Annotated in this window: 29 protein-coding genes; 22 read left to right on the plus strand and 7 right to left on the minus strand. The window is 72.2% G+C overall.

Translation table 11 applies throughout. The features are described 5' to 3' along the window. Nucleotides 1-3: 3 nt before the first annotated feature. Nucleotides 4-285 (minus strand): Dabb family protein, encoded by a 282-nt coding sequence (locus tag ACH34Q_RS07335; RefSeq protein WP_395981997.1) that lies wholly within the window; start codon nt 283-285, stop codon nt 4-6. Nucleotides 286-413: 128 nt separating this feature from the next. On the opposite strand from ACH34Q_RS07335, the gene ACH34Q_RS07340 reads away from it, so the two are divergent. The 9 genes from ACH34Q_RS07340 to ACH34Q_RS07380 are packed head-to-tail and all read left to right on the plus strand — an operon-like array spanning nt 414 to nt 8,916. Continuing rightward, entirely contained in the window at nt 414-2,087 is a 1,674-nt protein-coding gene (locus ACH34Q_RS07340) for a carbon-nitrogen hydrolase family protein (protein WP_395981998.1), read from the plus strand. Nucleotides 2,088-2,099: 12 nt separating this feature from the next. Beyond that, complete coding sequence (locus ACH34Q_RS07345; protein WP_395981999.1) at nt 2,100-2,903, plus strand: oxidoreductase; 804 nt, start codon at nt 2,100-2,102, stop codon at nt 2,901-2,903. Next, complete coding sequence (locus ACH34Q_RS07350; protein ID WP_395982000.1) at nt 2,900-3,829, plus strand: alpha/beta hydrolase family protein; 930 nt, start codon at nt 2,900-2,902, stop codon at nt 3,827-3,829. Before ACH34Q_RS07345 ends, ACH34Q_RS07350 begins: the two co-directional genes overlap by 4 nt. An 8-nt stretch (nt 3,830-3,837) precedes the next feature. Next, entirely contained in the window at nt 3,838-5,037 is a 1,200-nt protein-coding gene (locus ACH34Q_RS07355; protein ID WP_395982001.1) for a Rieske 2Fe-2S domain-containing protein, read from the plus strand. Next, nucleotides 5,034-5,777, plus strand: coding sequence for a hypothetical protein (locus ACH34Q_RS07360; protein ID WP_395982002.1), 744 nt, complete (start codon nt 5,034-5,036; stop codon nt 5,775-5,777). Before ACH34Q_RS07355 ends, ACH34Q_RS07360 begins: the two co-directional genes overlap by 4 nt. After that, complete coding sequence (locus tag ACH34Q_RS07365; protein ID WP_395982003.1) at nt 5,770-6,717, plus strand: hypothetical protein; 948 nt, start codon at nt 5,770-5,772, stop codon at nt 6,715-6,717. The genes ACH34Q_RS07360 and ACH34Q_RS07365 overlap by 8 nt, the downstream gene beginning before the upstream one ends. Next, nucleotides 6,714-7,541, plus strand: coding sequence for an SDR family oxidoreductase (locus tag ACH34Q_RS07370; protein ID WP_395982004.1), 828 nt, complete (start codon nt 6,714-6,716; stop codon nt 7,539-7,541). The genes ACH34Q_RS07365 and ACH34Q_RS07370 overlap by 4 nt, the downstream gene beginning before the upstream one ends. Then, entirely contained in the window at nt 7,538-8,176 is a 639-nt protein-coding gene (locus tag ACH34Q_RS07375; protein ID WP_395982005.1) for a hypothetical protein, read from the plus strand. The genes ACH34Q_RS07370 and ACH34Q_RS07375 overlap by 4 nt, the downstream gene beginning before the upstream one ends. Next, the gene (locus ACH34Q_RS07380) at nt 8,173-8,916 is read left to right on the plus strand and encodes an arylmalonate decarboxylase (RefSeq protein WP_395982006.1); all 744 of its coding nucleotides are present in this window, start codon (nt 8,173-8,175) and stop codon (nt 8,914-8,916) included. Before ACH34Q_RS07375 ends, ACH34Q_RS07380 begins: the two co-directional genes overlap by 4 nt. Before the next feature lie 26 nt (nt 8,917-8,942). On the opposite strand, the gene ACH34Q_RS07385 is transcribed toward ACH34Q_RS07380, so the two are convergent. Then, a complete protein-coding gene (locus ACH34Q_RS07385; RefSeq protein WP_395982007.1) occupies nt 8,943-9,560 on the minus strand; it encodes a TetR/AcrR family transcriptional regulator in 618 nt (205 codons plus the stop codon). 79 nt (nt 9,561-9,639) lie between these two features. Here ACH34Q_RS07385 and ACH34Q_RS07390 point away from each other — a divergent pair, with 79 nt between their 5' ends. Continuing rightward, on the plus strand, nt 9,640-10,047 hold the full coding sequence (locus tag ACH34Q_RS07390; RefSeq protein ID WP_395982008.1) for a RidA family protein: 408 nt from the start codon (nt 9,640-9,642) through the stop codon (nt 10,045-10,047). A 24-nt stretch (nt 10,048-10,071) separates the two neighbouring features. Here the strand turns inward: ACH34Q_RS07390 and ACH34Q_RS07395 are convergent, their stop codons facing one another. Continuing rightward, entirely contained in the window at nt 10,072-10,596 is a 525-nt protein-coding gene (locus ACH34Q_RS07395) for a pyridoxamine 5'-phosphate oxidase family protein (RefSeq protein ID WP_395982009.1), read from the minus strand. Nucleotides 10,597-10,768: 172 nt separating this feature from the next. Here ACH34Q_RS07395 and ACH34Q_RS07400 point away from each other — a divergent pair, with 172 nt between their 5' ends. Continuing rightward, nucleotides 10,769-11,245 carry a hypothetical protein gene (locus ACH34Q_RS07400; protein ID WP_395982010.1) on the plus strand — a complete coding sequence of 159 codons (477 nt, stop codon included), beginning with the start codon at nt 10,769-10,771 and terminating at the stop codon, nt 11,243-11,245. 17 nt (nt 11,246-11,262) lie between these two features. Further along, nucleotides 11,263-11,703: a hypothetical protein gene (locus ACH34Q_RS07405; protein ID WP_395982011.1), complete on the plus strand. Its 441-nt coding sequence runs from the start codon at nt 11,263-11,265 to the stop codon at nt 11,701-11,703. An 18-nt stretch (nt 11,704-11,721) separates the two neighbouring features. On the opposite strand, the gene ACH34Q_RS07410 is transcribed toward ACH34Q_RS07405, so the two are convergent. Together ACH34Q_RS07410 and ACH34Q_RS07415 are read right to left on the minus strand one after the other, a co-directional pair. After that, a complete protein-coding gene (locus ACH34Q_RS07410; protein ID WP_395982012.1) occupies nt 11,722-12,018 on the minus strand; it encodes a MoaD/ThiS family protein in 297 nt (98 codons plus the stop codon). Beyond that, a complete protein-coding gene (locus tag ACH34Q_RS07415; protein WP_395982013.1) occupies nt 12,015-13,130 on the minus strand; it encodes a WD40/YVTN/BNR-like repeat-containing protein in 1,116 nt (371 codons plus the stop codon). Before ACH34Q_RS07415 ends, ACH34Q_RS07410 begins: the two co-directional genes overlap by 4 nt. 109 nt (nt 13,131-13,239) lie before the next feature. On the opposite strand from ACH34Q_RS07415, the gene mftR reads away from it, so the two are divergent. Beyond that, on the plus strand, nt 13,240-13,884 hold the full coding sequence (gene mftR / locus ACH34Q_RS07420; RefSeq protein WP_395982014.1) for a mycofactocin system transcriptional regulator: 645 nt from the start codon (nt 13,240-13,242) through the stop codon (nt 13,882-13,884). Between the two features lie 12 nt (nt 13,885-13,896). On the opposite strand, the gene mftG is transcribed toward mftR, so the two are convergent. Then, nucleotides 13,897-15,456: a mycofactocin system GMC family oxidoreductase MftG gene (mftG, locus tag ACH34Q_RS07425; protein ID WP_395982015.1), complete on the minus strand. Its 1,560-nt coding sequence runs from the start codon at nt 15,454-15,456 to the stop codon at nt 13,897-13,899. 110 nt (nt 15,457-15,566) lie between these two features. Here mftG and mftA point away from each other — a divergent pair, with 110 nt between their 5' ends. The 8 genes from mftA to ACH34Q_RS07465 all read left to right on the plus strand — a co-directional run bounded on the left by mftA (nt 15,567) and on the right by ACH34Q_RS07465 (nt 22,242). After that, complete coding sequence (gene mftA, locus ACH34Q_RS07430; protein ID WP_395982016.1) at nt 15,567-15,689, plus strand: mycofactocin precursor MftA; 123 nt, start codon at nt 15,567-15,569, stop codon at nt 15,687-15,689. A 6-nt stretch (nt 15,690-15,695) separates the two neighbouring features. Further along, the gene (gene mftB / locus ACH34Q_RS07435; RefSeq protein WP_395982017.1) at nt 15,696-15,971 is read left to right on the plus strand and encodes a mycofactocin biosynthesis chaperone MftB; all 276 of its coding nucleotides are present in this window, start codon (nt 15,696-15,698) and stop codon (nt 15,969-15,971) included. Next, on the plus strand, nt 15,968-17,209 hold the full coding sequence (gene mftC, locus ACH34Q_RS07440; RefSeq protein ID WP_395982018.1) for a mycofactocin radical SAM maturase: 1,242 nt from the start codon (nt 15,968-15,970) through the stop codon (nt 17,207-17,209). The genes mftB and mftC overlap by 4 nt, the downstream gene beginning before the upstream one ends. Further along, a complete protein-coding gene (gene mftD, locus ACH34Q_RS07445; RefSeq protein ID WP_395982019.1) occupies nt 17,209-18,411 on the plus strand; it encodes a pre-mycofactocin synthase MftD in 1,203 nt (400 codons plus the stop codon). Before mftC ends, mftD begins: the two co-directional genes overlap by 1 nt. 1 nt (nt 18,412) lies before the next feature. Then, nucleotides 18,413-19,174, plus strand: a complete 762-nt coding sequence (mftE, locus tag ACH34Q_RS07450) for a mycofactocin biosynthesis peptidyl-dipeptidase MftE (protein WP_395982020.1) — start codon at nt 18,413-18,415, stop codon at nt 19,172-19,174. Continuing rightward, nucleotides 19,171-20,655, plus strand: a complete 1,485-nt coding sequence (gene mftF / locus ACH34Q_RS07455; protein WP_395982021.1) for a mycofactocin biosynthesis glycosyltransferase MftF — start codon at nt 19,171-19,173, stop codon at nt 20,653-20,655. The genes mftE and mftF overlap by 4 nt, the downstream gene beginning before the upstream one ends. A gap of 118 nt (nt 20,656-20,773) precedes the next feature. After that, complete coding sequence (locus ACH34Q_RS07460; RefSeq protein WP_395982022.1) at nt 20,774-21,919, plus strand: NDMA-dependent alcohol dehydrogenase; 1,146 nt, start codon at nt 20,774-20,776, stop codon at nt 21,917-21,919. A 110-nt stretch (nt 21,920-22,029) separates the two neighbouring features. After that, the gene (locus tag ACH34Q_RS07465) at nt 22,030-22,242 is read left to right on the plus strand and encodes an EF-hand domain-containing protein (protein ID WP_395982023.1); all 213 of its coding nucleotides are present in this window, start codon (nt 22,030-22,032) and stop codon (nt 22,240-22,242) included. A gap of 458 nt (nt 22,243-22,700) precedes the next feature. Here the strand turns inward: ACH34Q_RS07465 and ACH34Q_RS07470 are convergent, their stop codons facing one another. Further along, nucleotides 22,701-23,183: a DUF1579 family protein gene (locus ACH34Q_RS07470; RefSeq protein ID WP_395982024.1), complete on the minus strand. Its 483-nt coding sequence runs from the start codon at nt 23,181-23,183 to the stop codon at nt 22,701-22,703. Nucleotides 23,184-23,383: 200 nt separating this feature from the next. Between ACH34Q_RS07470 and ACH34Q_RS07475 the strand changes: the two genes are divergently transcribed. Further along, a complete protein-coding gene (locus ACH34Q_RS07475; RefSeq protein ID WP_395982025.1) occupies nt 23,384-24,013 on the plus strand; it encodes a TetR family transcriptional regulator in 630 nt (209 codons plus the stop codon). Nucleotides 24,014-24,055 lie beyond the last annotated feature (42 nt).

Here is a 24,055-nt window from a genome sequence, read left to right on the forward strand (position 1 = left end):
GAGTCAACGTTCGTAGTCGACCACGGAACGTGCGGACAGGCGCGGGCGGAGCCAGCCGGCGACCTCCAGGTGAGCGGGATGCCCCTGGTAGCCGCGCAGCGCGTCCGCCGAGTCGTGGGTGGTGGTCATGCACAGGTCGAAGGACACCTCGGTGCGCAGGACGTCCAGCCCGACGGTGATGGAGCGGATCTCGGCGACCGTTCCGGCGAGGCCTTCCAGCAGTTCCTTGGCCTTGGGCGCGTCGGCGGGGTCGGTGAACTTCATCAGGACGACATGGGTGAGCATCCGCGGCCTCCGGGCTGGTCGGCGTGAAGTTTCCGCCCCGGGGATCTGGCGGGCGGGTGGACCGCGATTGTAGAGTTTGGAAACAGCGTTTCGCTAGTGGAACCACTCTTCGAGAGCCGGGAGGCCGCATGGGTCCGGTCCGGGTCGCCGCCGTCCAGTTCGCCGCCGGCCTGGACGTCGCCGGCAACCTCGCCACCTGCCTGCGGATGGCCGACCGGGCGGCGGCGGAGGGGGCACGGCTGATCGTGTTCCCGGAATTCTGCAACCGGCTGTCCTGGTACGAGGACCGCGGCGCCGCCCGCCGCGCCGCCTGCACCCTGGACGGCCCGTTCCTGACCGCGATCGCCGCCAAGGCCGCCGAGCACCGCGTCCATCTCAAGATCAACGTGACGCTGGCCCGCGGCGGCCGGGTCACCGTCGCCGGGCTCCTGTACGGCCCGGACGGCGCGCTGCTCGGCCGGTCCGACAAGCTCACCCTGATGGGCGCCGAGGGCGACCACCTCGATCCCGGCACCACGGCGGGTCCCGTCATCGCCACCCCGCACGGCCGCCTCGGCCTGTACTCCTGCATGGAGGGCGTCACCAGCGACGTCCCCCGGGACCTGGCGGTACGCGGTGCGCAGGTACTGCTCAACAGCCTCAACTCCTTCGCCACCGACGAGGCGAGCCTGCACGTCCCGGTCCGGGCCGCCGAGAACAGGGTGTGGGTGGTGGCGGCCAACAAGGTCGGCCCGCTGCTGCCCACCGCCCTGCTGCCCGCGATCGCCGAGCGGCTCGGCGTCCCGCCCGGCCTGCTGGACGGCGCGGGCGAGAGCCAGATCGTGGCGCCCGACGGGACGGTGGTGGCCAAGGGTCCGCGCACCGGCGAGGCGGTCGTCGTCGCCGACATCGATCCCGCGCTCGCCGACGGCAAGGCCCGCCCGGACGGCACCGACCTGTTCGCCGCCCGCAGGCCGGGGCTGTACGCCCCGATCGTGCGGCCGCCGCTTCCCCGTACCGCCGCGCCCGGTGCGGGGAAGCTGGCGGTCGCCGCCGTTCGCTCCCCCGAACTGGTCGGCGAGGCCGCGAGGGCGGGCGCCGAGCTGATCGTCCTGCCGGAGCTGGCGTTCGGCGCGGATGCCGACCCGGCGGCCGTCGTCGAGACCCTGGCCCGCGCGGTCGAAGGCACCTCCGCGCACGTGGTGACGAGCGTTCGGACGGGTGCCGCGCACACCGCGTACCTGGTGAACGCGGACGGCCTCGCGGGCGCCCAGCCCCAGCTGCACGCCAGCGCCCGGCACGCCTCCTGGGCCACCGAGTACGGCGAGCACCTGGAGATCTTCACGCTCGAATGGGGACGCCTCGCGCTGGTCGTCGGCGACGACGCGCTCTACCCCGAGACGTTCCGGCTCGCCGCGATCGCCGAGGCCGACGTCGTGGCGGTGCCGTTCACGCCGCGAGAGGAGTGGGAGACCGCGCTCGGCCTGCCCGAGCGCGCCGCCGAGAACCGGCTGAACGTCATCGCCTCCGGTCCGGACGACGGCCTCATCCTGGACCTGCCCGCCGACTTCACCCTCTGGACGTCCTGGGACGGGCCGTTCGAGGGCCGCATCAGCCACCCCCTGGTCACCCGCGCATCCCGTCCCGTCACGGTGGCGGCCGTCCACCCTGCCCAGGCCGTCAACCGGCTCGTCTCCAAGAACACCGACCTGGTCGGCGGGCGTCCCGCGCACGCGCTCGCCGCGCTGGCCCACGACGCGCCTGACGACGAAGCACCCGACGACGAAGCACCGGCCGACGGAACACCGGCCGTCACGCACTGAGCGGAGCCCCCTTTGAAGGAAACCCTGCAGCACGTCGAGCAGATGCTGGACGAGTCACCCGTCATCGACGTGACCGAGACCTTCCAGCGCTTCGCGTCCATCCTGACCGGGCTGAAGGCGAGGATCGACGCGCGGTTCGAGCTGTCCCGCGACCCGTCCACCGAGGCCCTGGAGTCGTACGGGAACCCGCCCGAGAGCCCCGGCGGGCGGCTGGCGGCCTACAGCGGGCCCGAGGTCGACTGGATGGTGCACTCCTGGCTCGGCAATCCGACGGCGGGGTTCGCCAACCTGCACCTGACCGTGTGGCTCGGCCCGCACATCCGGGTCCCGCACCTCGGCATCGCGCTCCTGGTGTGGCCGGAGGGCTGGTTCTACGTCGACTCCGTCCCGCGCGCCAACCTGCTCGCCGACGGCGCGTACTACGACGCCTACTACGAGCCCCTCAACGAGGGGTGGCTGACCGTACGGGAGGAGAACCCGGAGCTGGAGTGGTTCACCAGCCGGGCCGGCTTCATCCGGGCGAGCCTGTCGCCCACCGCGCACTGCCACTCCTTCCCCCGTTCGGACAAGAACATCGACCTGGTCGAGCGGCTGCTGAACGAGCACGTGGACCGCTGGCTCGGCTGGGTCGACGAGGCCGCGCCCGTCCCCGAGGAGGAACGGGCCGGACTGGCCGCCGCCGACCTCGCCACCCGGCGCAACATCGCCGAGCGCGACCCCGCGAACGTGATGGGCGTCCGCTACTTCGGCCAGGAGACCACCGACCGCCTCGTCCGCGCCCTGTGGGGCGGCGACCGAGAGCTGCCGCGCCCATGAGCGTCCGCTCCCTGTGGTGGTCGGCCGCCACCGGTGACTCGCCGCCGTTCGGTATCGCCCACCTGAAGGTCTACTATCCGGCCCGCGCCGAGGGCACCGACGCCGAGCGGCTGACCGGGGTGTTCCCGCCCGATCCGGCGGGTGCCCCGTACCCGGTGGTGCTGTTCTGCTCCGGCGTGAACGTCGAGCAGGCCGCCTACCGGCCACTGGCCGCCGACATCGCCGCCGCCGGTTTCGTCGTGGTGACGTTCGACCGGGTGGCCGAGCTGTTCGGCGGGCAGTACGGCCTCACACCCGGCGTGGACCTGGACGCGGCCCGGCCCGATGCGTACGGGACCCGCCCCACCTGCCCGGCCATCCCCGCCGTACTGGACGCGCTGGACGGGATCGACCTGCTCAAGGGCATGCTCGACCTGGACCGGGTCGCGCTCGGCGGGCACTCGGCCGGCGGCACCGTGGTACTCCAGTCGGCCCGGTTCGTCCCGGGCGTGCGGGCCTGCTTCGCCTACGGCACCCACACCATGGTCGCCACCATGCTGGGCTGGCCCGCCGGTACCGTCCTGCCCGCCCAGGTCGACTGCCCGGTACTGCTGGGCGTCGGTACCCGGGACGGCGTGATCGCGGGCAGCTCGGACCGGTACGGCGAGCCGAGCCCGTCCGACCCGGTCAGCCGTACGTTCACCGAGGCGCTGGACGGACCGGGCGACCTGCTCGCCGTGGTGAAGGGCGCCAACCACTTCGCCGTCGCCGACCCGGTCGACCCGACCGCCGCCCGCGCCTTCCTCGATCTGGACCCCGAGACCGACCCCGCCGCGGGCCGCCGTGCCTTCACGGACCTGGTCGTGACGTTCCTGCGCGCCCACGTGCGCGGCGAGGACGTGACCCCGAGCGCCGACCCGGCGCTCATCGACCTGCGGCGCCGATAGGAGCCCCCATGCTCAAGAACTTCTGGTACGCGGTCGAGTTCGCGCACGCGGTCACCCGTGCCCCGAAAAGGGTGACGTGCCTCGGCCAGGACTTCGTCCTCTACCGCAAGCGCGACGGGACCGTGGTCTGCCTCTCCGACCTGTGCGTGCACCGGGGCGCCGCACTGTCGGCGGGCTCGCTGCACGGCGACCGGATCGCCTGCCCGTACCACGGCTGGCAGTACGAGCCGGACGGCGCCTGCGCGAAGATCCCGGCCAATCCGGAGGGGCGCGGCATCCCGAAGAAGGCCCGCGTCGACTCCTATCCGGTCCGCGAGCAGGCGGGGATGATCTGGGCGTTCCTCGGCGACCTGCCGGAGGACGAGCGGCCGCCGATCCCGGAGTTCCCCGAGCACGAGGACCCCGCGTTCGCCACCGTGTACGTCGAGATGGTCATCGAGGCCAACTACGAGCGGACGTTCGAGAACGTGGTGGACGCCGCGCACACGCCGTTCGTGCACGGCACCCGGTTCGGGAACCCGGACAAGCCACAGATCCCCGACTACGACATCACCGAGGACGACTGGTCGGCGGTGGCCGACATCCGGCTCAGCCCGCCGCCCGCCCGGGGCCTGTGGAAGCGGCTCTACAAGGAGCGGCCCGCGGAGGTCGTGGTCACCAACGGCTGGTACCTGCCGAACATCGTCAAGCTGCACGTCCGGCTGCCGTTCGGCGACATGATCCTCTACGACCACAACATCCCGCTGAGCCGGGACCGCACCCTCGTCAAGATCGTCGGGTACCGCAACTTCTTCACCGGCAAGTGGGCCGACCGCGACGCCCGCAAGCGGATCCGCAGCATCCTGCTGCAGGACAAGCCCGTGGTGGAGAGCCAGCGCCCCGAACTGCTGCCCTACGACCTGCCCGACGAGCTGCACCTGCGCAGCGACGCCCTCCAGGTCGCCTACCGGCGGCGCCGCCAGAAGCTCATGGCCGACGGCTGGTGGGTCGGCGACGACGACGCGGCGGTCGCCGGCGGGCGGGCCGGGAACGCCGCCGTCATCCCCTCCCCGGCCCGCCGGGAGCACCCCGAACTGGCACGGGCCTGGCAGCACCGCGCCCGCGGCGCCGCCCCTGATCTCGGGCCCGCGTCCGAACCCGTCCCGGACCCCGATCCCGGCCCCGCCCCCGCACCCCACGAACGGATCACCGAAGGAGAGAGCGCGTGAGCGTGTCGCGGCCCAAGGCCCTGTGCGATCGGACACTCGCGGCGCTGGCCGGCATCGAGGAGCTGACCGCCGTCCGCACGAAGGACCTGATCGGCGCCATGTCCCCCGGAAGGTCCCCGGTCGGCACGCTGGAGGTCCTGCGCGGCGACCGGATCGCCAAGGTCGTCCGCATCGGCCTCACCGTCGAGGCGATCGGCATGGACAGCCACATGGTCTTCGCCTTCACCGGCGCGGACTCGGCCGTCCCGCACTTCACCCTCGACTCGGTCATGACCGGCGGGTACCTGGCGTACCACATCGACCTCGTGCCGCGCGCCGACCTCGGCGCGCACCTGGAGTACGTCAACGCGGTGTTCCAGCCGCTGACCCCGGCCTTCGAGGAGGTGCGGGAGCGGTTCGGGCCGTCCACGGCCGCGATCGGGCCCCGCCAGTACGCGATGATGTCGCCCTGGATGCTCGTGAACCGGGCGACCGAGGAGCAGTTCGACCAGATCGGCGCGTACCTCGACCGCTACTTCGAGCACTGGCGCGAAGTGCTGGTGAAGGGCGTGCCCGACGACGTCCTCGGGACGCTGTCCGACACCGACCTCGCCGCGCGCGACGCCCGCAACCGCGCCGCCCTTTTCAGCCCGGAGGTCGACCCCGTCTGGGCGAACGTCGCCCGCCTGCTCGGCGACGAGCAGGCCGAGGAACTCCGCGCCGAACTGCTCACCAACGAGACGGAGACCTCCCATGGCTGAGCCGAGCGAGTGGCAGACCCGGATCGCCGGCGAGTGGCACGGCCGCCCGTCGCTGTTCGACGCCACCGGCACTTGGCAGGGGTACGAGGACATCCGCCGCTCCTCGGTGTTCGATGACGGCACCACCACGTACTACATGGACGGCGGCCTGGAGGGCGGCGGCCCGATGGCCGGGCGGTTCCGGCTGGGGGCGCCGTTCGCGTTCGGCGTGGTCGACTCCGACAGCGACCGGCTCTACACCGGGCCCGACTTCCACGGTTCGGGGCAGCCGTACGGCGGGTTCGTGGACGCGAACTACTACGGGCCGGGCTGGCAGGTGGACCTCAACACCTGGAACCACGTGCTGCCCGACGGCGAGACCCAGGTGTACTCGTCCACCCTCTACCAGGGGTGGGCCCTGGTGGGCTGCTTCAACGGCGTCTACAAGCGCAGCACCGACTACGACACCAACGCCGGGACCAAGGCCGAGATCGAGCGGTTCCTGGACGGCGAGACCCGGAACGGGCCGGTCCCGTACATCCTCCCGACCAAGCGTCGCGGCGCGTACAGCGGAACGTGCGAGCTGTGGGGCGCCGACCAGAAACCGGCCGGCGAGGTCGCCGTGTCGATCGAGCTGGAGCCCATCGACCTGCTGCGCACCCGCCGGCACGTCACCTGGTCCGGCGCGATCGACCGGAGCCACACGGTGGACGCCCGGCGGGACGGGTTCCGCTCCTTCTACGAGGGGCCGGACGCCTGGGGCAACTCCCAGGCGTTCGGGCGCGCCGACTACCCCGTCCTGCACTTCGGCGACGCGTGGAAGTCCAAGGGCCGCGAATTCATGATCGACGCGACGCCGGGGATGTCCGCGGGCGAAACGCTCGCGGTCGTGTACGAGCTGTTCAAGGGCAACGTCCTGACCGGCGTCCTGCACGGCGTACTGACCTGGCAGGCGGCATGACCGGCGCCGGCGCGACGGGCAGCGGGCCCGCCGTCGTCATCACCGGCGGCACCCGGGGCATCGGGCTCGGGCTGGCCAGGGAGTTCCTGGCCAGAGGTGCCCGGGTGGCGATCTGCGGCCGGTCGCAGGAGTCGGTCGGCAAGGCGCTGGCCGAGCTGGGCGACGGCGTGGTCGGGGCCGTCTGCGACGTGGCCGACCGCGACCAGGTGCAGGCGCTCTGGGACGAGGCGGCCGGGGCGTTCGGCCGGATCGACCACTGGATCAACAACGCCGGGGTCTCCACCGCCCGGCGCCCGCTCACCGAACTGCCGCCGGACCAGTTGGAGACGGTCGTGTCGGCCAACCTCCTCGGCGTCCTGCACGGCAGCGCCGTCGCGGTACGGGGCATGGCGGCCCAGGGCGGCGGCACCGTGTGGAACATGGCCGGGCTCGGCAGCGACGGGCGGACCGTACCGGGGCTCATCGCGTACGGGGCCACCAAGCGCGGCACCGACTACCTCACCACCGGCCTGGCCAAGGAGGTCAAGGGCGGACCGGTGAAGGTGGCGCACCTGTCCCCCGGCATGGTCGTCACCGACCTGCTGATCCAGGACTACTCCCCCGAGGAGCTGGCGAAGGCCAGGAAGGTCTTCAACATCCTCGCCGACCGGGTGGAGACCGTGACGCCCTGGCTGGCGGCCAGGGTCCTGGCCGGTACCCGCAACGGCGGCACCGTCGCCTGGCTCACCACGCCCAAGATCATGGGACGGTTCGCGCTGGCCAGGTTCCGCAAGCGCGACCTGTTCGGGGACCGCGAGCCGGTCGGGAACACGGAGGCCTCATGACGGACTACCCGATCGCGCTGGCCGTCGAGGACTTCGTTCCGGTGGCGCTGACCGCCACCGGCGTACTGCTGCTCCGGCGCCGGCACCCCCTGGTGCCCGTCGCGGCCGGCCTGCTGCTGGCGGGCGGGTTCGCGAAGGCCGGCTGGAAACTGATCGTCGCGCTCGACGGCCCCGACCTGCCCTGGCTGTACCACGCGCTGTTCCCGCTGCTGGCCCTCGGTTTCTCGGTGCTCGCGTACGCGCTGTCCCGGGACCTGCGCCGCCCTCCGCACGCCGCCGTTCTCGCCGTACCGCTGCTGGCGGCGCTCGCGGCCACGGCCGCCGTGCGCGACACCTGGCCCGCCATGGTGTGGACGATCATCGCCGTGACCTTCGTGGCCGTACTGCTCGTACGGGCCGCCCGCAAGGAGGGCGACACGCTCGCGGCGGTCCTGTTCGGGCTCTGGCTGACGGGCCAGTACCTGCTCGGCCCGATGGCGGCCAAGGCGGAGCAGTCCATCGCCCTGCAGTGGGTGGAGCAGTCCTGCAACACCATCGCGCAGGGAGCGTTTGCGTTCGCCGCCTGGCGGCTCGCCAGGACGGGCCGCGCCAGCGAACCCGAGAAGACCAAGGAGACCGGGGAGAAGGTCACATGACGGACGCTCTCGGCTGGCGGCGCAAGTTCGGGGTGATCGCGCCGTCCACCAACACGATCGTGGAGCCGGACTTCTCCCGGATGGGCGTCGCGGGCGTGACGTCCCACTTCTCGCGGATCCACATCCGCGACCAGAACATGGCCGGCGACGCGGGCATGCAGCGGCTGCTGGAGCAGATCCGCGACGAGATCGGCGCGGCCTGCGAGCGGGTGCTGACCTGCGAGCCGGACTACATGGTGATGGGCATGTCCGCCGAGACGTTCTGGGGCGGCGTGGCCGGCAACAAGGAGTTCGTCAAGCAGATCCACGACATCACCGGGCTGCGGGTCGCGACCGGCGCGGAGGCGTGCGAGCGCGCGCTGCGCCTGTACGGCGCGCGCCGCGTCGGGATCGTCACCCCGTACCAGCCGGTCGGCGACGAGAACGTCCGGCGGTTCTTCACCGAGCTGGGCTTCGACGTCGACCGGATCATCGGCCTCCGCTGCCCGACCGCGGTGTCGATCGCGCACGTACCCGAGGAGGAGCTGCGGGAGGCGCTGCGCGAGCTGGCCCGGGGCGATGTGGACGCGCTCATCCAGTGCGGTACGAACCTGTCGATGGTGCGGCTGGCCGACGAGGCCGAGCGCTGGATGGGCCTGCCGGTCATCGCGATCAACGCCGCCACCTGGTGGATGGCCCTGCGCGACAACGGCATCCGCGACCACGTGTACGGCGCGGGCGCGCTCCTGCGCGAGCACTGATCCGGAAGGTGCGCCCGGCGGCCGCGCTATCCGCCGGACAGGAGCTTCCAGCCGTGCTCGACCGACCTGCCGCACCGGTCGGGATCGTCCCCCTTGCTGACGAACAGCGCCGTCAGCAGGGGGACGCCGTGGTCCAGTGCCTGCTTCGGCAAGGGACCGGTGGCGACCAGCGAGGCCAGTCCGTGGCCGATGGTCCAGCTCTGGGTCGCCAGTTCCAGCGGGTCGGCGCCGGAGTGGAAGCGGCCGGCGTCCCTGGCTCGTTCGGCGGCGCGGACCAGGTAGCGCAGGGTCTCGTCCGCGGCCTCTGAATCCTCGAGGTCGAAGGTCGCGTCGAACATGACCCGGTACAGGTCGGGATTGTCCAGGGCGTTGCGCAGGTAGGCGGCGCCCAGCGCGGCCAGGTCCCGGACCGGGTCCGCGGACGGTGCCACCGTCGCGAGTCCGGCCGCCAAACGGGTGAAGCCTTCCTGCCGCAGGGCCTTCCACACGCCGTCCATGCCGCCGAAGTAGGTGTAGACGGCCATCGTCGACACGCCCGTCCCGGCGACCAGCGAGCGGAGGGTGATGGGCGCGCGGGTGCGGAGCATCTGCCCGGCGCGCTCGATCAGGAGGGTACGCACCGCGGGATCCTTCGTCCTCGCCATGGCGCCACAATACATAGCATTGCTATGGTTTCATAGAACGCGAGCCACCAGGCTCCGACGACGACGAGGAGGCGGCGGCATGGCCATCACCCTGGTGAACCCCGACGGACTGCCCAAGCCCGAGGTGTACCGGCAACTGTCGATCGCCACCGGGTCGAAGCTGGTGTTCCTCGCCGGCCAGGTCGCCCGCGACGCCGACGGGAACAAGGTCGGCGAGGGCGACTTCGCCGCCCAGGTCGAGCAGAGCTACCTCAACATCGGCACCGCCCTGGCCGGGATCGGCGGCTCCTTCGACGACGTGGCGAAGCTGACCGTCTACGTCGTCGACTGGACCCCCGACAAGATGCCCCTGCTGGGCGAGGGGGTCGCCCGCGCGGCCGCGAAGCTGGGCGTCGACCCGGTCAAGCCGATCACGCTGCTCGGCGTCGCCGCGCTGGGCGAGCCCGATCTCATGGTCGAGGTCGAGGCCACCGCGGTCATCGACTGAACGCGAAGCGACCCCCGGCCCGGCTCAGCGGGCGAAGCTCCAGCGCGTGGCGCCGTGCGGTTCCGCGGTGCCCACCCCGATGGCGGTATGGAAGGTGAACCGGTAGAGGTGCCAGGGCGGGGGTCCCGCGCTCGGCGCGCTGAACGGGGCGGTGAGCGCGTCGCCGTCCACCTCCACGGGCCACCCGCCGTCCCGGTAGCCGGCCGCGACACGGGCCAGTACGTCCGGTTCGACGGTCCGGGCGGCCTCGCCCTCCAGGACGAGGTCGACGCCGGTCAGGCGGAGGGAGATCGTGCACGCCGGGTTCGCCGCCAGGTTGCGGGCCTTGCGGGTGCCGGGACCGCTGGTGAAGTAGAGGTCGCCGTCGTACCAGTAGGCGCCGACGCCGGCCGAGTGCGGGCGCCCGTCCGGCCGGACCGTCCCCAGGAACAACGGCGTCTCGACCTGGACCAGCTCCGCCACCAGCCGGTCGTGGGCCCTGCTCCACGGCAGCGGCCCGGAGTCGTAGATGTCGAGGTCGACGGCCTCGACGGGATCGCGATCGGTCATGGCTCCACCCTTCCCTCGGATGCGCTGTCGATAGCGGTGTGTCGATGGGTGGACCGGCGAGGAGTCACCGAATCACCGCTCGCGGGTCCGCGATCTCCGGCCTGGGGCGGGAGCAAGGAGGCTTTGGGAGAAAATCACGGCAATACAGACGGTAAGCGCGTACAGTCCTGCTGTGACCGCTCCCCGCAGGTACGCCTTCGTCGCAGCAGGCGCGCTGGCCGCCTCGCTCACCGCGGCCGGTTGTTCAGGGTCAGGCTCCACCACCGCTTCGGCGTCGCCCTCGACAACGCGGTCCGCCGCCGCGCCCACGCCGTCCCCTTCCAGCACGTCGGCGTTCTGCCTCGACCTCTCGACATTCCAGGTCGGGGTGCTCTCCTACCGAGGCGACGCGGGCAGGGCGATCCAGGGCCGGCCCTTGGACTTCACCGAAATGCGCAGGAAGGCCGCCCTCATCGCTTCCTGGGGCAAGCGGATGCGGGCCGACGCGCCGCCGGACATCGCCGAGGACTTCCAGACCGTCCTCGACGCGGTCGCCACCTCGGCGCGCAAGCTCAAGCCGGGCGGCAGCGCACGCGCCGTGGTCGATCCCCTGTACGGGAAATCCAACCGCGGCGCCTTCGACGCCGTGAGCAAGTACGAGTGCCGCTGATGCAGAGAACGGAAACCATGGCCCGCATCCCTTTCCACGTTGCCGCGCTCCTTCCCGTCTTCCTGCTCATGGCGTGCAGGGGTGCCGAATCGGCCGCACCCGAGCCCGCGACGACGACGCCCGCGAGAACGCCCGCCACCAGTGCGGCCCCCGTTCCCTCCCCGTCGCCCAGCCAGGCCCCGCCGGCCGTCGGCACCGCCGCGGACAAGCGGGATCTGGACGCCTGCCGGGACGCCGAGTGCGAAGTCGTCGTCAAGAAGGGCGACCGGCTGCGCTTCGACGGCGAGCGCGAGCCGCTGAGGATCCTCAGTGCCGGCGAGACCTTCACGGCCACCTCCCCGTCCGGCTTCACCGCCTCCGTCACCGGCGGCGGAACCGTCCAGTCCGGCTCCGTCCACATCGAGGTCGGCGACTCCGAAGGGGGCCGTACGGCCATCAGGATCTCCCCGCTCGACTGAACGAAGACCGCCGGGGCCTCAGCCGCCGGCCATGGCTCCCACCACGATGAACGGTTCCTTGCCCGCGGCGACCGGCTCGGGGAGCGCGGTGCCGGGGGGCTCGTGGGAGAGGTCCTCCTCGCAGGCGTAGTAGCGCACGAACGCGCGGCGCCGTCCGGTGGCGTGGTCGCGGATCGTCCCGCGCAGCACCGGATGGCGGGTCTCCAGCGCGTCCAGGACCGAGCACAGCGTGACCGGCTCGGGGACGTCCAGTTCCACCTCGCCATGGACGCGGGCCAGCACGCGCAGGTGCGCGGGCAGTACGACGCGGATCATGGCAGGGTCTGGACTTCGACCGACAGGACGGCCGGCAGGTCACGGACGATGGGCACCCAGTTGTCCCCGGCGTCGGCCGACACGTACACCTGGCCGCCCGTCGTGCCGAAGTAGACGCCGCACGAGTCGAGCGAGTCGACGGCCATGGCGTCCCGGAGCACGTTGACGTAGCAGTCGCGCTGGGGCAGGCCCTTGGTCAGCGGCTCCCACTCGTTTCCGCCACCGCGGCTGCGGTACACGCGCAGCCGCCCCTCCGGCGGGTAGTGCTCGGAGTCGCTCTTGATCGGGACGACGTAGACGGTGTCCGGCTCGTGCGTGTGGACCGTGATCGGGAACCCGAAGTCGCTCGGCAGGTCGCCGCTGATCTCGTACCAGGTCGCGCCGGCGTCGTCGCTGCGCATCACGTCCCAGTGCTTCTGCATGAACAGCACCTCGGGCCGCGCCGGGTGCATCGCGATGCGGTGCACGCAGTGGCCGACCTCGGCGTCGGCGTCGGGGATGCCCTCCGACCGCAGGCCGCGGTTGATCGCCTGCCAGGTCTTGCCCGCGTCGTCGGTACGGAACACGCCCGCCGCGGAGATCGCCGCGTACATCCGGCCCGCGTCGACGGGGTCCCGCACGATCGTGTGCAGGCACATCCCGCCGGCGCCCGGCTGCCAGGACGGTCCCGAGCCGTGCTCGCGCAGGCCGGGCAGTTCCTGCCAGGACGCCCCGCCGTCGACCGAGCGGAACAGGGCGGCATCCTCGACGCCGGCGTGGACGGTGTCCGGATCCGACCGCGACGGTTCCAGGTGCCAGACCCGCTTGAACTCCCACGGCCGCTGCGTCCCGTCGTACCACTGGTGAGTACCGGGCACGCCCTCGTACGCGAACTCGTTGCCCATCGGCCGCCACGTCGCGCCGCCGTCGTCGGAGCGCTGGATCAGCTGCCCGAACCAGCCCGTCGACTGCGACGCGTACAGCCGGGACGGATCGGCGGGCGAACCCGCGAGGTGGTAGATCTCCCAGCCGCCGAAGTGCGGCCCGCTGACCTCCCAGTGCTCGCGCCCGCCGTCCGAGGTCAGAATGAACGCGCCCTTGCGTGTACCGACCAGGACCCGTACTCCGGTCATGGCTGCTCCCATCGATGGCTGCTCGGCATGGACTCACCATTGATACCGACCGCCACCGGCGTGGAAACTCATCGCTTCCGCGTCGCGGGCGCATGGCAGGCTGGTGCCCGTGACCACCGACAGCGGACGGCGGGGCGGCGCCCCGGCCATGGGGAGGCCGCGCGTGACGTCGCGGGCCGCCCTGGAACGGCTGGCCTTCGCGCTGTTCGCCCGGCAGGGGTTCGACGCGACCACCGTCGACGACATCGCCGCGGCGGCGGGGATCGGCCGGCGGACGTTCTTCCGCTACTTCGCCTCCAAGAACGATCTGGTCTGGGGCGACTTCGAGGACCACCTGCAGATGCTGCGCAGGCTGCTGAACGAGACCGATCCGGCCGTACCTCCGGTGGAGGCCATCCGCCGGGCGGTCGTGGAGTTCAACCGGTTCGATCCGGAGGAGGTGCCCTGGCACCGGCAGCGCATGCGGCTCATCCTGGAGGTCCCGACCCTGCAGGCGGACGCGACCCTGCGCTACGCGTCCTGGCGTGCGATCGTCACCGAGTTCGTGGCCGCGCGCCTGGGCCTGCCGGTCTCGGCGATGGTCCCCCGGCTGGCCGGCAACGTCGTCCTGGCCGCCGCGGTCAGCGCCTATGAGCACTGGCTGTCCTGCGCGGACGGGACGCCGCTGGGCGAGTTGCTGGACGAGGCGTTCCGCCAGGTGGCGGCCGGGCTGACGGCGGCGCTGGACCCTGCGGGAGCCGCCTCCCCGCCGTGACCTCCGGCTTGCTCAGCCGGTTTCCCGCCGGATGGCGTGGGCGAGGAGTTCGCCGATGAGGACGGCCGTGGCGGCGGGGCCGCGCATCGGCGCGGTGGGAAGGAGGGACGTGTCGGCGACGCGGAGCCCGCTGAGGCCGTGCACCCTGCCGTGGGGGTCGACGGCGGCGGAGGGGTCGGCGGCCGGGCCCATCGGCACGGTGCCGCAGGTGTGCTGGGACGTGCCGAGACCGGCGCGGATCCACTGGTCGAGCAGGTGGTCGTCGTCCAGCGTCCTGGCATCCGGCCCGACCAGGCCGGCGGACACCTCACCGAAGGCCGCCGCCGCCACCACGGCCGCGGTGGCCCGGACCGCCGCACGCATCCTGTGCCTGTCCGCCTCGGTCCGCAGGTATCCGTAGTCGATCTCCGGCGGCACGTCGGGGTCGGCCGACACGGTCCGCAGCCCACCGGCCCGGACGGGAGTCTGTACCGACGCCAGGAAGGCCAGGGGCGCGCCGGGGGCCGCCGTCGTGCCGGTGATCAGCCCGGCCATCGGCACGAGGGACTGGAGGATCTCCAGGTCACCCGCCTCGCCGCCTGGCGAGGGCAGGTGCAGTGCCCCGCCGAGCCAGGAACCGGACGGCTCGTCCATCGGCCGCCGGAGCGTCCACTCCAGGACGACCTGGGGGTGGTCGCTGAGCGCGGCCCCGACGGCGGGAAGGTCGAGTACGACGGGAATGCCCAGCCCGTCGAGGGCGGTCGCCGGTCCGATGCCCGACAGGTGGAGCAGGTGCGGTGTGGAGAGGGCGCCGGCGCACAGGACGATCTCGCCCGCTTCGAGAACCGTTCGGTGCCCGTCGCGCTCGACCACGACTCCCGTCGCGCGACCGCGCCTGACGGTCACCGACCGCACCTGGCAGCCGCCGAGCAGGGTGAGGTTGGGACGGTCGAGCGCGCCGAGCAGGTAGGCGAGCCCGGTGTTGGCCCGCCGCCCTTCCGCCACGTTCGAGGGCACCGGGCCGAACCCTGGCGGGTCCTGGGCGTTCTTGTCCGGCTCCTCCTGGTGACCGAGTTCGCGGGCGGCCGCTTGGAACGCGGCGGCGGCCGGATGCCGGAGATCGGTGCGGCGAACCGGGAGCGGGCCGCGGGCGCCGTGCAGTGGGGTGGCCCCGTGGTCGAGGTCGGTCTCCATGGCGCGCAGGAAGGGCAGCACCCGCTCGTACGACCAGAGATCGTCGCCCGCCCCGGCCGCCCAGCGGTCGAAGTCCTCGCGCCGGGCCCGGACGAAGTAGCCGCCGTTCACGGTGGTGGAGCCGCCGAGGACGCGCCCTCGGGCGGCCATGTACGGCATGCCGGGCATGAGGCGGGTGGGGAACGTCCGTACGGCGGAGTGTCCCGTCTGCGCACCCGGGACGAGGCGCGCGTCGAGCAGGTCCTCGGGGAACTCCGCGCGGGTACGCGGCACCGCCCCGGCCTCCAGGACGAGGACCTCGCGGCCGGGATCCTCGCTGAGCCGGGCCGCCAGGACGGCCCCGCTGCCACCGGCCCCCACCACGAGGACGTCGGGACGCCGCACGCGGTACGCACTCACCCCGGACGCCGACAAATCACCCTCCCGCGCCTTCCTTTTTGACACTCGATGCACTTAGTATCGCGGCAAATGGTGATTCGGGCCACACCGGCCCCGGCCAAGGAGGATCCATGGACACCGGTACCCCCCAGGACCAGGCGCAGGACCAGACCGACGACCGGGCCGCGGAGCTCGCCGACGCCGAGTCACTGATCGAGGAAGTCTCGATCGACGGCATGTGCGGCGTCTACTAGACCGCCGTGTCCGGACTCGAATTGGACCGTGCCTGGGACCTGCACCCGCAGGTCTCGGTACGGCCGGAACCCTTCGGCGCGCTGCTCTACCACTTCGGGACCCGCAAGCTGTCGTTCCTCAAGGACCGCCGGCTGCTGGCGGTCGTCCAGGGCCTCAAGGACGCGCCCACCGCCCGTGCCGCGTGCACGACGGCCGGGGTCCCCGCCCCTGACCTGGACCGGTACGGCGCGGCGCTCGCCGCCCTCGTCAGGTCGTCCATGCTCGTCGAAAGGACCCCATGAGCATCACCGCACCGCCGGCGGCCGGGACGCGGCTGGTCGATCTGTTCGAGTCCGGGCTCGACGCGCCGATCTGCCTGACCTGGGAGCTCACCTACGCCTGCAACCTGGCCTGCGCGCACTGCCTGTCCAGCTCGGGACGGCGCGACCCGCGCGAGCTGAGCACCGCCGAGGCCAAGGCCGTCATCGACGAGCTGGAGGCCATGCAGGTCTTCTACGTCAACATCGGCGGCGGCGAGCCCACCGTGCGCCCGGACTTCTGGGAGCTGCTCGACTACGCCACCGCGCACAGCGTGGGCGTGAAGTTCTCCACCAACGGCGTCCGGATCACCCCGGAGGCCGCGCGGCGGCTGGCCGCCAACGACTACGTCGACGTGCAGATCTCGCTGGACGGCGCGACCGCCGAGGTCAACGACGCGCTGCGCGGGCCCGGCTCGTACGACACCGCGGTACGCGCCATGAAGAACCTCTCCGACGCCGGAATGAAGAACTTCAAGCTGTCGGTGGTGTGCACCCGGCACAACATCCCGCAGCTGGACGACTTCAAGGCGCTCGCCGACACCTACGGCGCCCAGCTGCGGCTGACGCGGCTGCGCCCGTCGGGCCGGGGCGCCGACGTGTGGGACGAGCTGCACCCCACGAACGGCCAGCAGCGCGAGCTGTACGACTGGCTGGTCGCGCACGGCGACTCCGTGCTGACCGGGGACTCGTTCTTTCACCTGTCGGCCTACGGGCAGGCGCTGCCGGGCCTGAACCTGTGCGGCGCCGGGCGGGTGGTGTGCCTGATCGATCCGGTCGGTGACGTGTACGCCTGCCCGTTCGCGATCCATGACGAGTTCCTGGCGGGCAACATCCGGGAGCCGGGCGGGTTCGCCGGCGTGTGGCGCGAGTCGGAGCTGTTCCGCAGCCTGCGCGAGCCGCAGAACGGCGGGGCGTGCACGTCCTGCTCGTTCTACGACACCTGCAAGGGCGGCTGCATGGCCGCCAAGTTCTTCACCGGCCTGCCGCTGGACGGCCCCGACCCCGAGTGCGTCCAGGGGTACGGCGAGACGCTGCTGGCCCAGCGGCCCGAGGACCGGGCGGGCATTCCCACGCCGGCGGCCGACCATTCCCGCCGTACCGTCCCGGCACGCAAGGCACCGGTCCTGCTGCAGCTCTCGCGCCGCCGGGACCTGGACCGGCCTCCGGTGAGCGCGTGCGCCGAGGACCCGCTGGCGGGCTTTTCCAAGGAGACATCCTGATGCCGAGAAATCCCTGGTTCGAGACCGTCGCAGAGGCGCAGCGCAGAGCCAAGCGGCGGCTGCCGGGCATGGTGTACGGGGCGCTGGTCGCCGGCTCCGAGCGCGGCCGGACGATCGAGAGCAACACCGGCGCGTTCGGCGAGCTCGGCTTCGCCCCCCGCGTCGCCGGTCACCACGCCCAGCGGGACCTGTCGACCACGGTGATGGGCGTGGAGACGTCGCTGCCGGTGCTCATCTCCCCCACCGGCGTGCAGGCCGTGGACCCCGAGGGCGAGGTGGCCGTGGCGCGCGCCGCCGCCAACCGCGGCGTCATCATGGGGCTGAGCTCGTTCGCGAGCAAGCCGGTGGAGGAGGTCGCGGAGGCCAACCCCAACACGTTCTTCCAGATGTACTGGAGCGGCGACCGCGACGCGATGGTCCAGCGCATGGACCGCGCCCGCAAGGCGGGTGCCAAGGCGCTCATCGCCACGCTCGACTGGTCGTTCTCCAACGGCCGCGACTGGGGCAGCCCGATGATCCCCGAGCGGATCGACCTCAAGACCGCGGTGAAGCTGGCGCCCGGCGTCCTGCCGAACCCCGGCTGGCTGTGGCGCTTCGCCAAGACCCGCCGCATCCCCGACCTGACCGCCCCCAACCTCACGTCCCCGGGCGGGACGGCGCCCACGTTCTTCGGTGCCTATGGCGAGTGGATGCAGACGCCGCCTCCGAGCTGGGACGACGTGGAGTGGCTGCGCAAGGAGTGGGACGGCCCGTTCATGCTCAAGGGCGTCACGCGGGTCGACGACGCCAGGAAGGCCGTCGATGCGGGAGTCACCGCACTGTCGGTCTCCAACCACGGCGGCAACAACCTCGACACCACGCCCGCGACCATCCGCGTGCTCCCGTCCATCGCCGAGGCCGTCGGCGACCAGATCGAGGTCCTCCTGGACGGCGGCGTACGGCGCGGCGGGGACGTGGCCAAGGCCCTCGCTCTCGGCGCGCGCGCCGTCCTCATCGGCCGCGCGTACCTGTGGGGCCTGGCGGCCAACGGGCAGGCCGGTGTGGAGAACGTCCTGGACATCATGCGCGGCGGCCTCGACTCCGCCGTCCTGGGCCTCGGCCACACCAGCGTCCACGACCTGTCTCCGGAAGACCTCGTCATCCCGCCCGGCTTCCGGCTGACCCTGGGCGGCGGCGCGGTGCCCGACGTACCGGCGAGCTGACGTGCACGTGGAGGGGGGCGGCGACCTGGCGGGAGCGGTCTGGCCGGACGTCCAGGCGGCTCCGCTGGTGCTGGTACCGGTCGGCTCGACCGAGCAGCACGGGCCGCACCTTCCCCTCTCCACCGACACCGTGATCGCCCAGGCCGTCACCGAACGCGCCGCCGCCCTGCTGACCGAGGTGCCGCTGCTGAACGGGGCGCCGCTGGTGGCACCGGCGATCGCGTACGGGGCCAGCGGCGAGCACGCGGGCTTCCCCGGCACGATCTCGATCGGCCACGAGGCGCTGCAGGTGGTGATCGTGGAGACCGTACGCTCGCTGGCGCTGTGGGCCGGGCGGATCGTCTTCGTCAACGGGCACGGCGGCAACGTCCCCACGCTCGACGCCGCCGTGCACCGGCTGCGCACCGAGGGGCACGACACCGCCTGGACCGGCTGCGCGGCGCCCGGCGGCGACGCGCACGCGGGCTTCACCGAGACCTCGGTCATGCTGCATCTGGCCCCGCACCTCGTACGGCCGTTCGACGCGGTCACCGGCGACACCCGGCCGCTCACCGAACTGATGCCCGACCTGATCGCCCATGGCGTCCGCGCCGTCTCGCCGTCCGGTGTCCTCGGCGATCCGTCCGGAGCCTCCGCCGCCAAGGGCCGCGAGATCCTGAAGGCCATGGCGGCGTCCGCCGCCCTCCGGATCGGCGGCGGGCGGGTGGACGCCCGTGGCCGCCTTCTCGCTCCCGGCGTCCCGTCACCAGGAGCGCGGGCATGAGCGGCTCTGGCGGTACGCCGTCACGGGCCTCAGATGGCGCGGATGACCGGCGTTCCTTCGCACTTCCTCCCGACTTCCCCATCGCGCTGGACCGGGGGACGTCCCTCTGGTCGGGCGGGCGCGTCGCCACCGGCGGCTCGCCCTGGAAGCTCGTACGCTTCGGCGCGGCCGCCCAGCCCTACCTGGCGGCGCTGCGCCGCGCGGGCCCGCGCGGCCTGGCCGACTCCTCCTCCATCGGGCGGGCCCTGGCCCGCCGGCTCCTCGACCACGGCCTGGCGAACCCGGTTCCGGCCGCGCGCCCCGGCTCCCATGACGTGACGGTCGTGATCCCGGCGTTCGGACGTGCCGACGAACTCGACGGCACCCTGGCAGCGATCAAGGGCCTGCCGGCCATCGTCGTGGACGACGGCTCCCCGGACCCCGAACCGCTTCGCCGTACGGCCGCCGCACACGGCGCGCGGCTGATCCGGCATCCCCGCAACCGGGGACCCGCCGCCGCGCGCAACACCGGGCTGCGGCTCGTGGAAACACCGTTCGTGGCGTTCGTGGATTCCGACTGCCGCCCCGTGGACGGCTGGCTGGACGCCCTCATCCCGCATTTCGACGATCCCCGCGTCGAGGCCGTGGCACCGCGAATCGTGCCGCGCCCTGGCGAGTCCCGGTTGCTGGCCCGGTACGAGGCGGCGCGATCCGCGCTCGACATGGGAACCCGCCCGGCACTGGTCCGTCCCGGCGCGAAGCTCGGCTTCGTCCCCACCGCGACCCTCGTCGTCCGTACCTCGGCGATGCGGGACCTCACGTTCGACGAGGACATGCGGCTGGGCGAGGACGTCGACTTCGTCTGGCGGCTGGCCGACCGGGGCGGGCACGTCCGCTACCGGCCGGAGGCCCAGGTCACCCACACCCCGCGCCTGGATCCCCGAGCCTGGGCCCGGCGGCGGCACGAGTACGGCACCTCGGCGACCGCGCTGGCACGGCGCCACCCGGGACGGCTCGCTCCCGCCCGCCCCTCGGCCTGGAACCTCGCCGGTCTGGCCTTTCTGGCCTACGGCCGCCCGCTCCCCGCGCTCGCCTGCACGACCGTCGCGGGCGGCCTGCTCGCCCGTGCGCTGAACGGTACGCCCGGACGCTGGACGCTCAGCGGCGCGATCGTCGGCAAGGGCACCGTGGCCGACGCCGCCGCCATCGGCCACGCCCTGCGCCGCGAATGGTGGCCGCTGGGCCTGGCCTGCCTGGCGGCGAGCGGCCGGAACCGCCTCGCCCGCGCCGCGGCCGCCGCCATGCTCGCCCCCATCGCGCTGGAATGGATCACCGAGCGTCCCGCCCTCGACCCGTTCCGCTACACGGCGGTCAGGCTCGCGGAGGACGTCGCCTACGGGTCCGGGGTCACCGCCTCCGCGTGGCGGCACGGCTCGTTCCAGGCCCTCCTGCCGGACGTGCGCTTTCCGCTTCCGAAGGGCCGCAACAAAGGCGGCCGATAACGGACAGAAGCCATAGATTTCCGAATCATGTTCTAGTAAAAAGAAGGAAATTGGAACGTATCCGCTGTGAACCGCCACATCGTGGCCGGCCACGCGGCTCAAGCCCGAGGGGGCGCCCATGCAGACTCGAGCGGCGATCTTGTGGGAAGCCGGTACCGACTGGAGCGTCGAGGACATCGAACTCGACGACCCCAAGGCAGGAGAGATCAAGGTCAAGCTGGCGGCGTCGGGGCTCTGCCACTCCGACGAGCACATGGTCACGGGTGACATGGTCCTCGACCCCGAGATCGCGGCGCTGCTCCAGCTGGAGCAGTTCCCGGTCATCGGCGGCCATGAGGGCGCGGGCGAGGTCGTCGAGGTCGGCCCCGGCGTCACGACGCTGAAGGAGGGCGACCACGTCGTCCTGGGGTTCATCCCGTCCTGCGGCCGCTGCCCCTCGTGCGCGATGGGCCGCCAGCACCTCTGCGACCTGGGCGCCTTCCTGCTCGCCGGACGCCAGGTCAGCGACTTCACCGCGCGGCACCACTCCAAGAGCGGCAAGGACCTCGGGATCATGTGCTGTACGGGCACGTTCTCGCCGTACACCGTGGTCAACGAGGCGACCTGCGTCAAGATCGACGACTGGCTGCCGCTGGACAAGGCCGCCCTGGTCGGCTGCGGCGTCACCACCGGCTGGGGCTCGGCCGTCAACGCCGCCGACGTGCAGCCGGGCGAGACCGTCGTCGTGATCGGCCTGGGCGGCATCGGCATGAACGCGGTGCAGGGCGCGGCCATGGCCGGCGCCCGGCACGTCGTGGCCGTCGACACGGTCGAGTGGAAGCGGGAGAAGTCCGCGGTCTTCGGCTCCACCCACACCGCCGCCTCGATCGAGGAGGCAGCCGCCATGGTCAGCGAGATGACCTGGGGAGCCCAGGCCGACAAGGCGATCCTCACCACCGGCGTCGCCACCGGCGACCTCATCGGCCCGATGATGGGGATGGTCACCAAGGGCGGCCGCGCCGTCGTCACCGCGGTCGCGCCGATCGCCCAGGAGGACGTCAAGCTCAACCTCTTCGACCTGGCCATGCAGCGCAAGGAGCTGGTCGGCTCCATCTTCGGCAACGCCAACCCCCGCCGCGACATCCCGCGCCTGCTGCGCCTCTACGACGAGGGCAAGCTCAAGCTGGACGAGCTGGTCACCTCCACCTACGCCCTCGACGACGTCAACAAGGGCTACCAGGACATGCGCGACGGCAAGAACATCCGCGGCATGATCAAGTACTGATCCGGCACCGCACGCGGCCGGGCGGGACAGGACATCCCGCCCGGCCGCCTTGCGTCATCCCCGACGGCCCTGTCTACCCTGTCCGGGAACCGAGGACAGGAGTGGGATCCATGGGCAGGCACGAGAATCCCGACACCGATCACATGGCCGAGTTCCGCTCGTTCGACACCGACGGCTCCGGCTACCTCAGCCGGGACGAGCTCATCGCGGCCCTCGCGGCTTCCGGCGATCCCCGCTCCATCGAGGAGATCGACGCCTACATCGCCACCGCCGACAAGAACGCCGACGGCGAGATCTCCTACCAGGAGTTCCTCACCGGCTGACACCGGCGCTGACGGCCGCGGCCGTCAGGGGGCCGCCTGCGGTCGCCCGGTCTCCGGGAACGTCCATCGGCTGAGGGCATCACCGGTGGTGGCGTGGGCGGGGATGAGACGGTCGATGTTGGTGACGGCCAGCAGGCGCTGCAGCCGCTCTGGGCGACCGCGCCCTTGCCGCACACGTCGCCCAGGAAGAACGCCCACCGGTCGTGTCCCTGCCGACCACCAGCGCCTCGTCCCGCAGGATGGCCGAGGAGCACAGGCCCGGGTCGCGGCCGGGCGGGGAGAGTGGCGCGGACGCGAGCGTCCCGGTCCGGCCGGAGCCGGAGATTCGGCGAGGGACGGCGAGAAGGCGGCTCCCGTCGCGGGAGCCGCCTTCTTCGTGTGTCGCCCTGTGGTCAGGCGGCCCAGTGGTCAGGCGGCCCGGTGGTCAGACGCGCCCGGTGGTCAGGCGGGTCCTGCGGTCAGGCGGACTTGGTGAGGTCGTAGGTCATCATCGGCGCCCAGGTGTCCTCACCGATCGGGACATCGGAGTCGACCGTGACCGACCCGTCGGCGTTGGGCGTCCGGGTGATCCGCGCCGGCCCGGTCACCACCAGAGCATCCCCGCTGAAGTTGCCGTGGTACTTGCTGGCGGTGTCGTCGTAGGGACCCAGGCTGTTGAAGAAGTGCGTACGGTACCGGCCGCCGGCCGGGTCGTAGTCCAGCATCTCGTACCCGGAGTCCAGCACCGTGATCCCGCCGACCTCGAACGAACTCGTCCAGCGGTGCACCAGGAAGAACCCGCCCTCCATCCACTCGAACGACTCGTGCCCCACGATCTCGGTCGCCGGCCCCATCGGCCCCTCGATCGTGGACCCCTTCAGCTTCCACTCCCCCACCAGGAAGTCCAGCTTCTTCAGCGCGGGGTCGGGGGTCGGCATCTCGAACTCGGGCGTCTCGGACATGATGTGATCCTTCCGTCCGCCCCCTTGAGGGCGTTTCCGTCGTTTCCGTTGCCCCAAGCATGCGCTCGGACCCCCCACCCCCACATCCGTGGCGACCACCTGCCCACCACGTGCCCACCACGTGCCCACCACGTGCGCGGTGCCGCCTCCACTCGCCCGGCCCCTTGACGCGTTAATACAGGTGTTTTAATGTCGGGTCCGTGAGCGCCAAGGAGGATCTGGTCCCGGCCGCGGAGCGGCTGTTCGCGGTCCATGGCGTGGACGGCGTATCGCTGCGGCAGGTCAGCACGGAGGCCGGGCAGCGGAACGTCGCCGCGGCGCAGTATCACTTCGGGGACAAGCGGGGACTCATCCAGGCGATCTTCCGGTCCCGGTTCGAGCGGATCGACGCGCGGCGGCGGGAACGGCTCGCGGCCGTCCGCGAGGCGGGGCTCGAACGGGACGTGCGCGCCCTGGTGGAGGTCCTGGTCCGGCCGCTGGCCGAGCAGGCGGCATCGCCGGGAAGCCACTACGTCCGGTTCCTGAACCGGACGTGCGACCTCGAAGGCCGAGCCGTCGTGCCGCTGTCCTTCGTCGGCCCGCTGCACAGCGCGGTCGAGGCCGGGGAGATGCTCTACCACGCGCTGGAGTACGCCCGGCGGCCCGAATTCGTCCTGCGGAGCGAGCTGGCCGGGCGGTTGATCGTCGTCGGGCTGGCGGATCTGGAGCAGCGGCTCGCGGCGCTGGACTGGTCCGCCGAACGCGGCGCGCCCGACCCCGAAGCGTACGCCGACGGGCTGGTGGACGCGGTGGTCGGGATGCTGACGGCACCGGTCTCCATGCGCCCTTGACGAGCGCGATCGAGCCGCGGCGCGTTCCCGGGACGCGCCGCC

It is taken from the genome of Actinomadura sp. 9N407 (assembly GCF_044326315.1).
Classification (GTDB): domain Bacteria; phylum Actinomycetota; class Actinomycetes; order Streptosporangiales; family Streptosporangiaceae; genus Spirillospora.

Excerpts from the sequence above, each read along its gene's own strand:
- ACH34Q_RS07350 (WP_395982000.1), top strand. The coding sequence starts at position 2,900 with ATGAGCGTCCGCTCCCTGTGGTGGTCGGCCGCCACCGGTGACTCGCCG.
- mftA (WP_395982016.1), top strand. The coding sequence starts at position 15,567 with ATGGACACCGGTACCCCCCAGGACCAGGCGCAGGACCAGACCGACGAC.
- ACH34Q_RS07385 (WP_395982007.1), bottom strand. The coding sequence starts at position 9,560 with ATGGCGAGGACGAAGGATCCCGCGGTGCGTACCCTCCTGATCGAGCGC.
- ACH34Q_RS07405 (WP_395982011.1), top strand. The coding sequence starts at position 11,263 with ATGGCCCGCATCCCTTTCCACGTTGCCGCGCTCCTTCCCGTCTTCCTG.
- ACH34Q_RS07340 (WP_395981998.1), top strand. The coding sequence starts at position 414 with ATGGGTCCGGTCCGGGTCGCCGCCGTCCAGTTCGCCGCCGGCCTGGAC.
- ACH34Q_RS07380 (WP_395982006.1), top strand. The coding sequence starts at position 8,173 with ATGACGGACGCTCTCGGCTGGCGGCGCAAGTTCGGGGTGATCGCGCCG.
- ACH34Q_RS07355 (WP_395982001.1), top strand. The coding sequence starts at position 3,838 with ATGCTCAAGAACTTCTGGTACGCGGTCGAGTTCGCGCACGCGGTCACC.
- ACH34Q_RS07365 (WP_395982003.1), top strand. The coding sequence starts at position 5,770 with ATGGCTGAGCCGAGCGAGTGGCAGACCCGGATCGCCGGCGAGTGGCAC.
- mftD (WP_395982019.1), top strand. The coding sequence starts at position 17,209 with ATGCCGAGAAATCCCTGGTTCGAGACCGTCGCAGAGGCGCAGCGCAGA.
- mftC (WP_395982018.1), top strand. The coding sequence starts at position 15,968 with ATGAGCATCACCGCACCGCCGGCGGCCGGGACGCGGCTGGTCGATCTG.
- ACH34Q_RS07390 (WP_395982008.1), top strand. The coding sequence starts at position 9,640 with ATGGCCATCACCCTGGTGAACCCCGACGGACTGCCCAAGCCCGAGGTG.
- ACH34Q_RS07415 (WP_395982013.1), bottom strand. The coding sequence starts at position 13,130 with ATGACCGGAGTACGGGTCCTGGTCGGTACACGCAAGGGCGCGTTCATT.
- ACH34Q_RS07470 (WP_395982024.1), bottom strand. The coding sequence starts at position 23,183 with ATGTCCGAGACGCCCGAGTTCGAGATGCCGACCCCCGACCCCGCGCTG.
- ACH34Q_RS07375 (WP_395982005.1), top strand. The coding sequence starts at position 7,538 with ATGACGGACTACCCGATCGCGCTGGCCGTCGAGGACTTCGTTCCGGTG.
- ACH34Q_RS07460 (WP_395982022.1), top strand. The coding sequence starts at position 20,774 with ATGCAGACTCGAGCGGCGATCTTGTGGGAAGCCGGTACCGACTGGAGC.
- ACH34Q_RS07465 (WP_395982023.1), top strand. The coding sequence starts at position 22,030 with ATGGGCAGGCACGAGAATCCCGACACCGATCACATGGCCGAGTTCCGC.
- mftF (WP_395982021.1), top strand. The coding sequence starts at position 19,171 with ATGAGCGGCTCTGGCGGTACGCCGTCACGGGCCTCAGATGGCGCGGAT.
- ACH34Q_RS07395 (WP_395982009.1), bottom strand. The coding sequence starts at position 10,596 with ATGACCGATCGCGATCCCGTCGAGGCCGTCGACCTCGACATCTACGAC.
- ACH34Q_RS07410 (WP_395982012.1), bottom strand. The coding sequence starts at position 12,018 with ATGATCCGCGTCGTACTGCCCGCGCACCTGCGCGTGCTGGCCCGCGTC.
- ACH34Q_RS07370 (WP_395982004.1), top strand. The coding sequence starts at position 6,714 with ATGACCGGCGCCGGCGCGACGGGCAGCGGGCCCGCCGTCGTCATCACC.
- ACH34Q_RS07335 (WP_395981997.1), bottom strand. The coding sequence starts at position 285 with ATGCTCACCCATGTCGTCCTGATGAAGTTCACCGACCCCGCCGACGCG.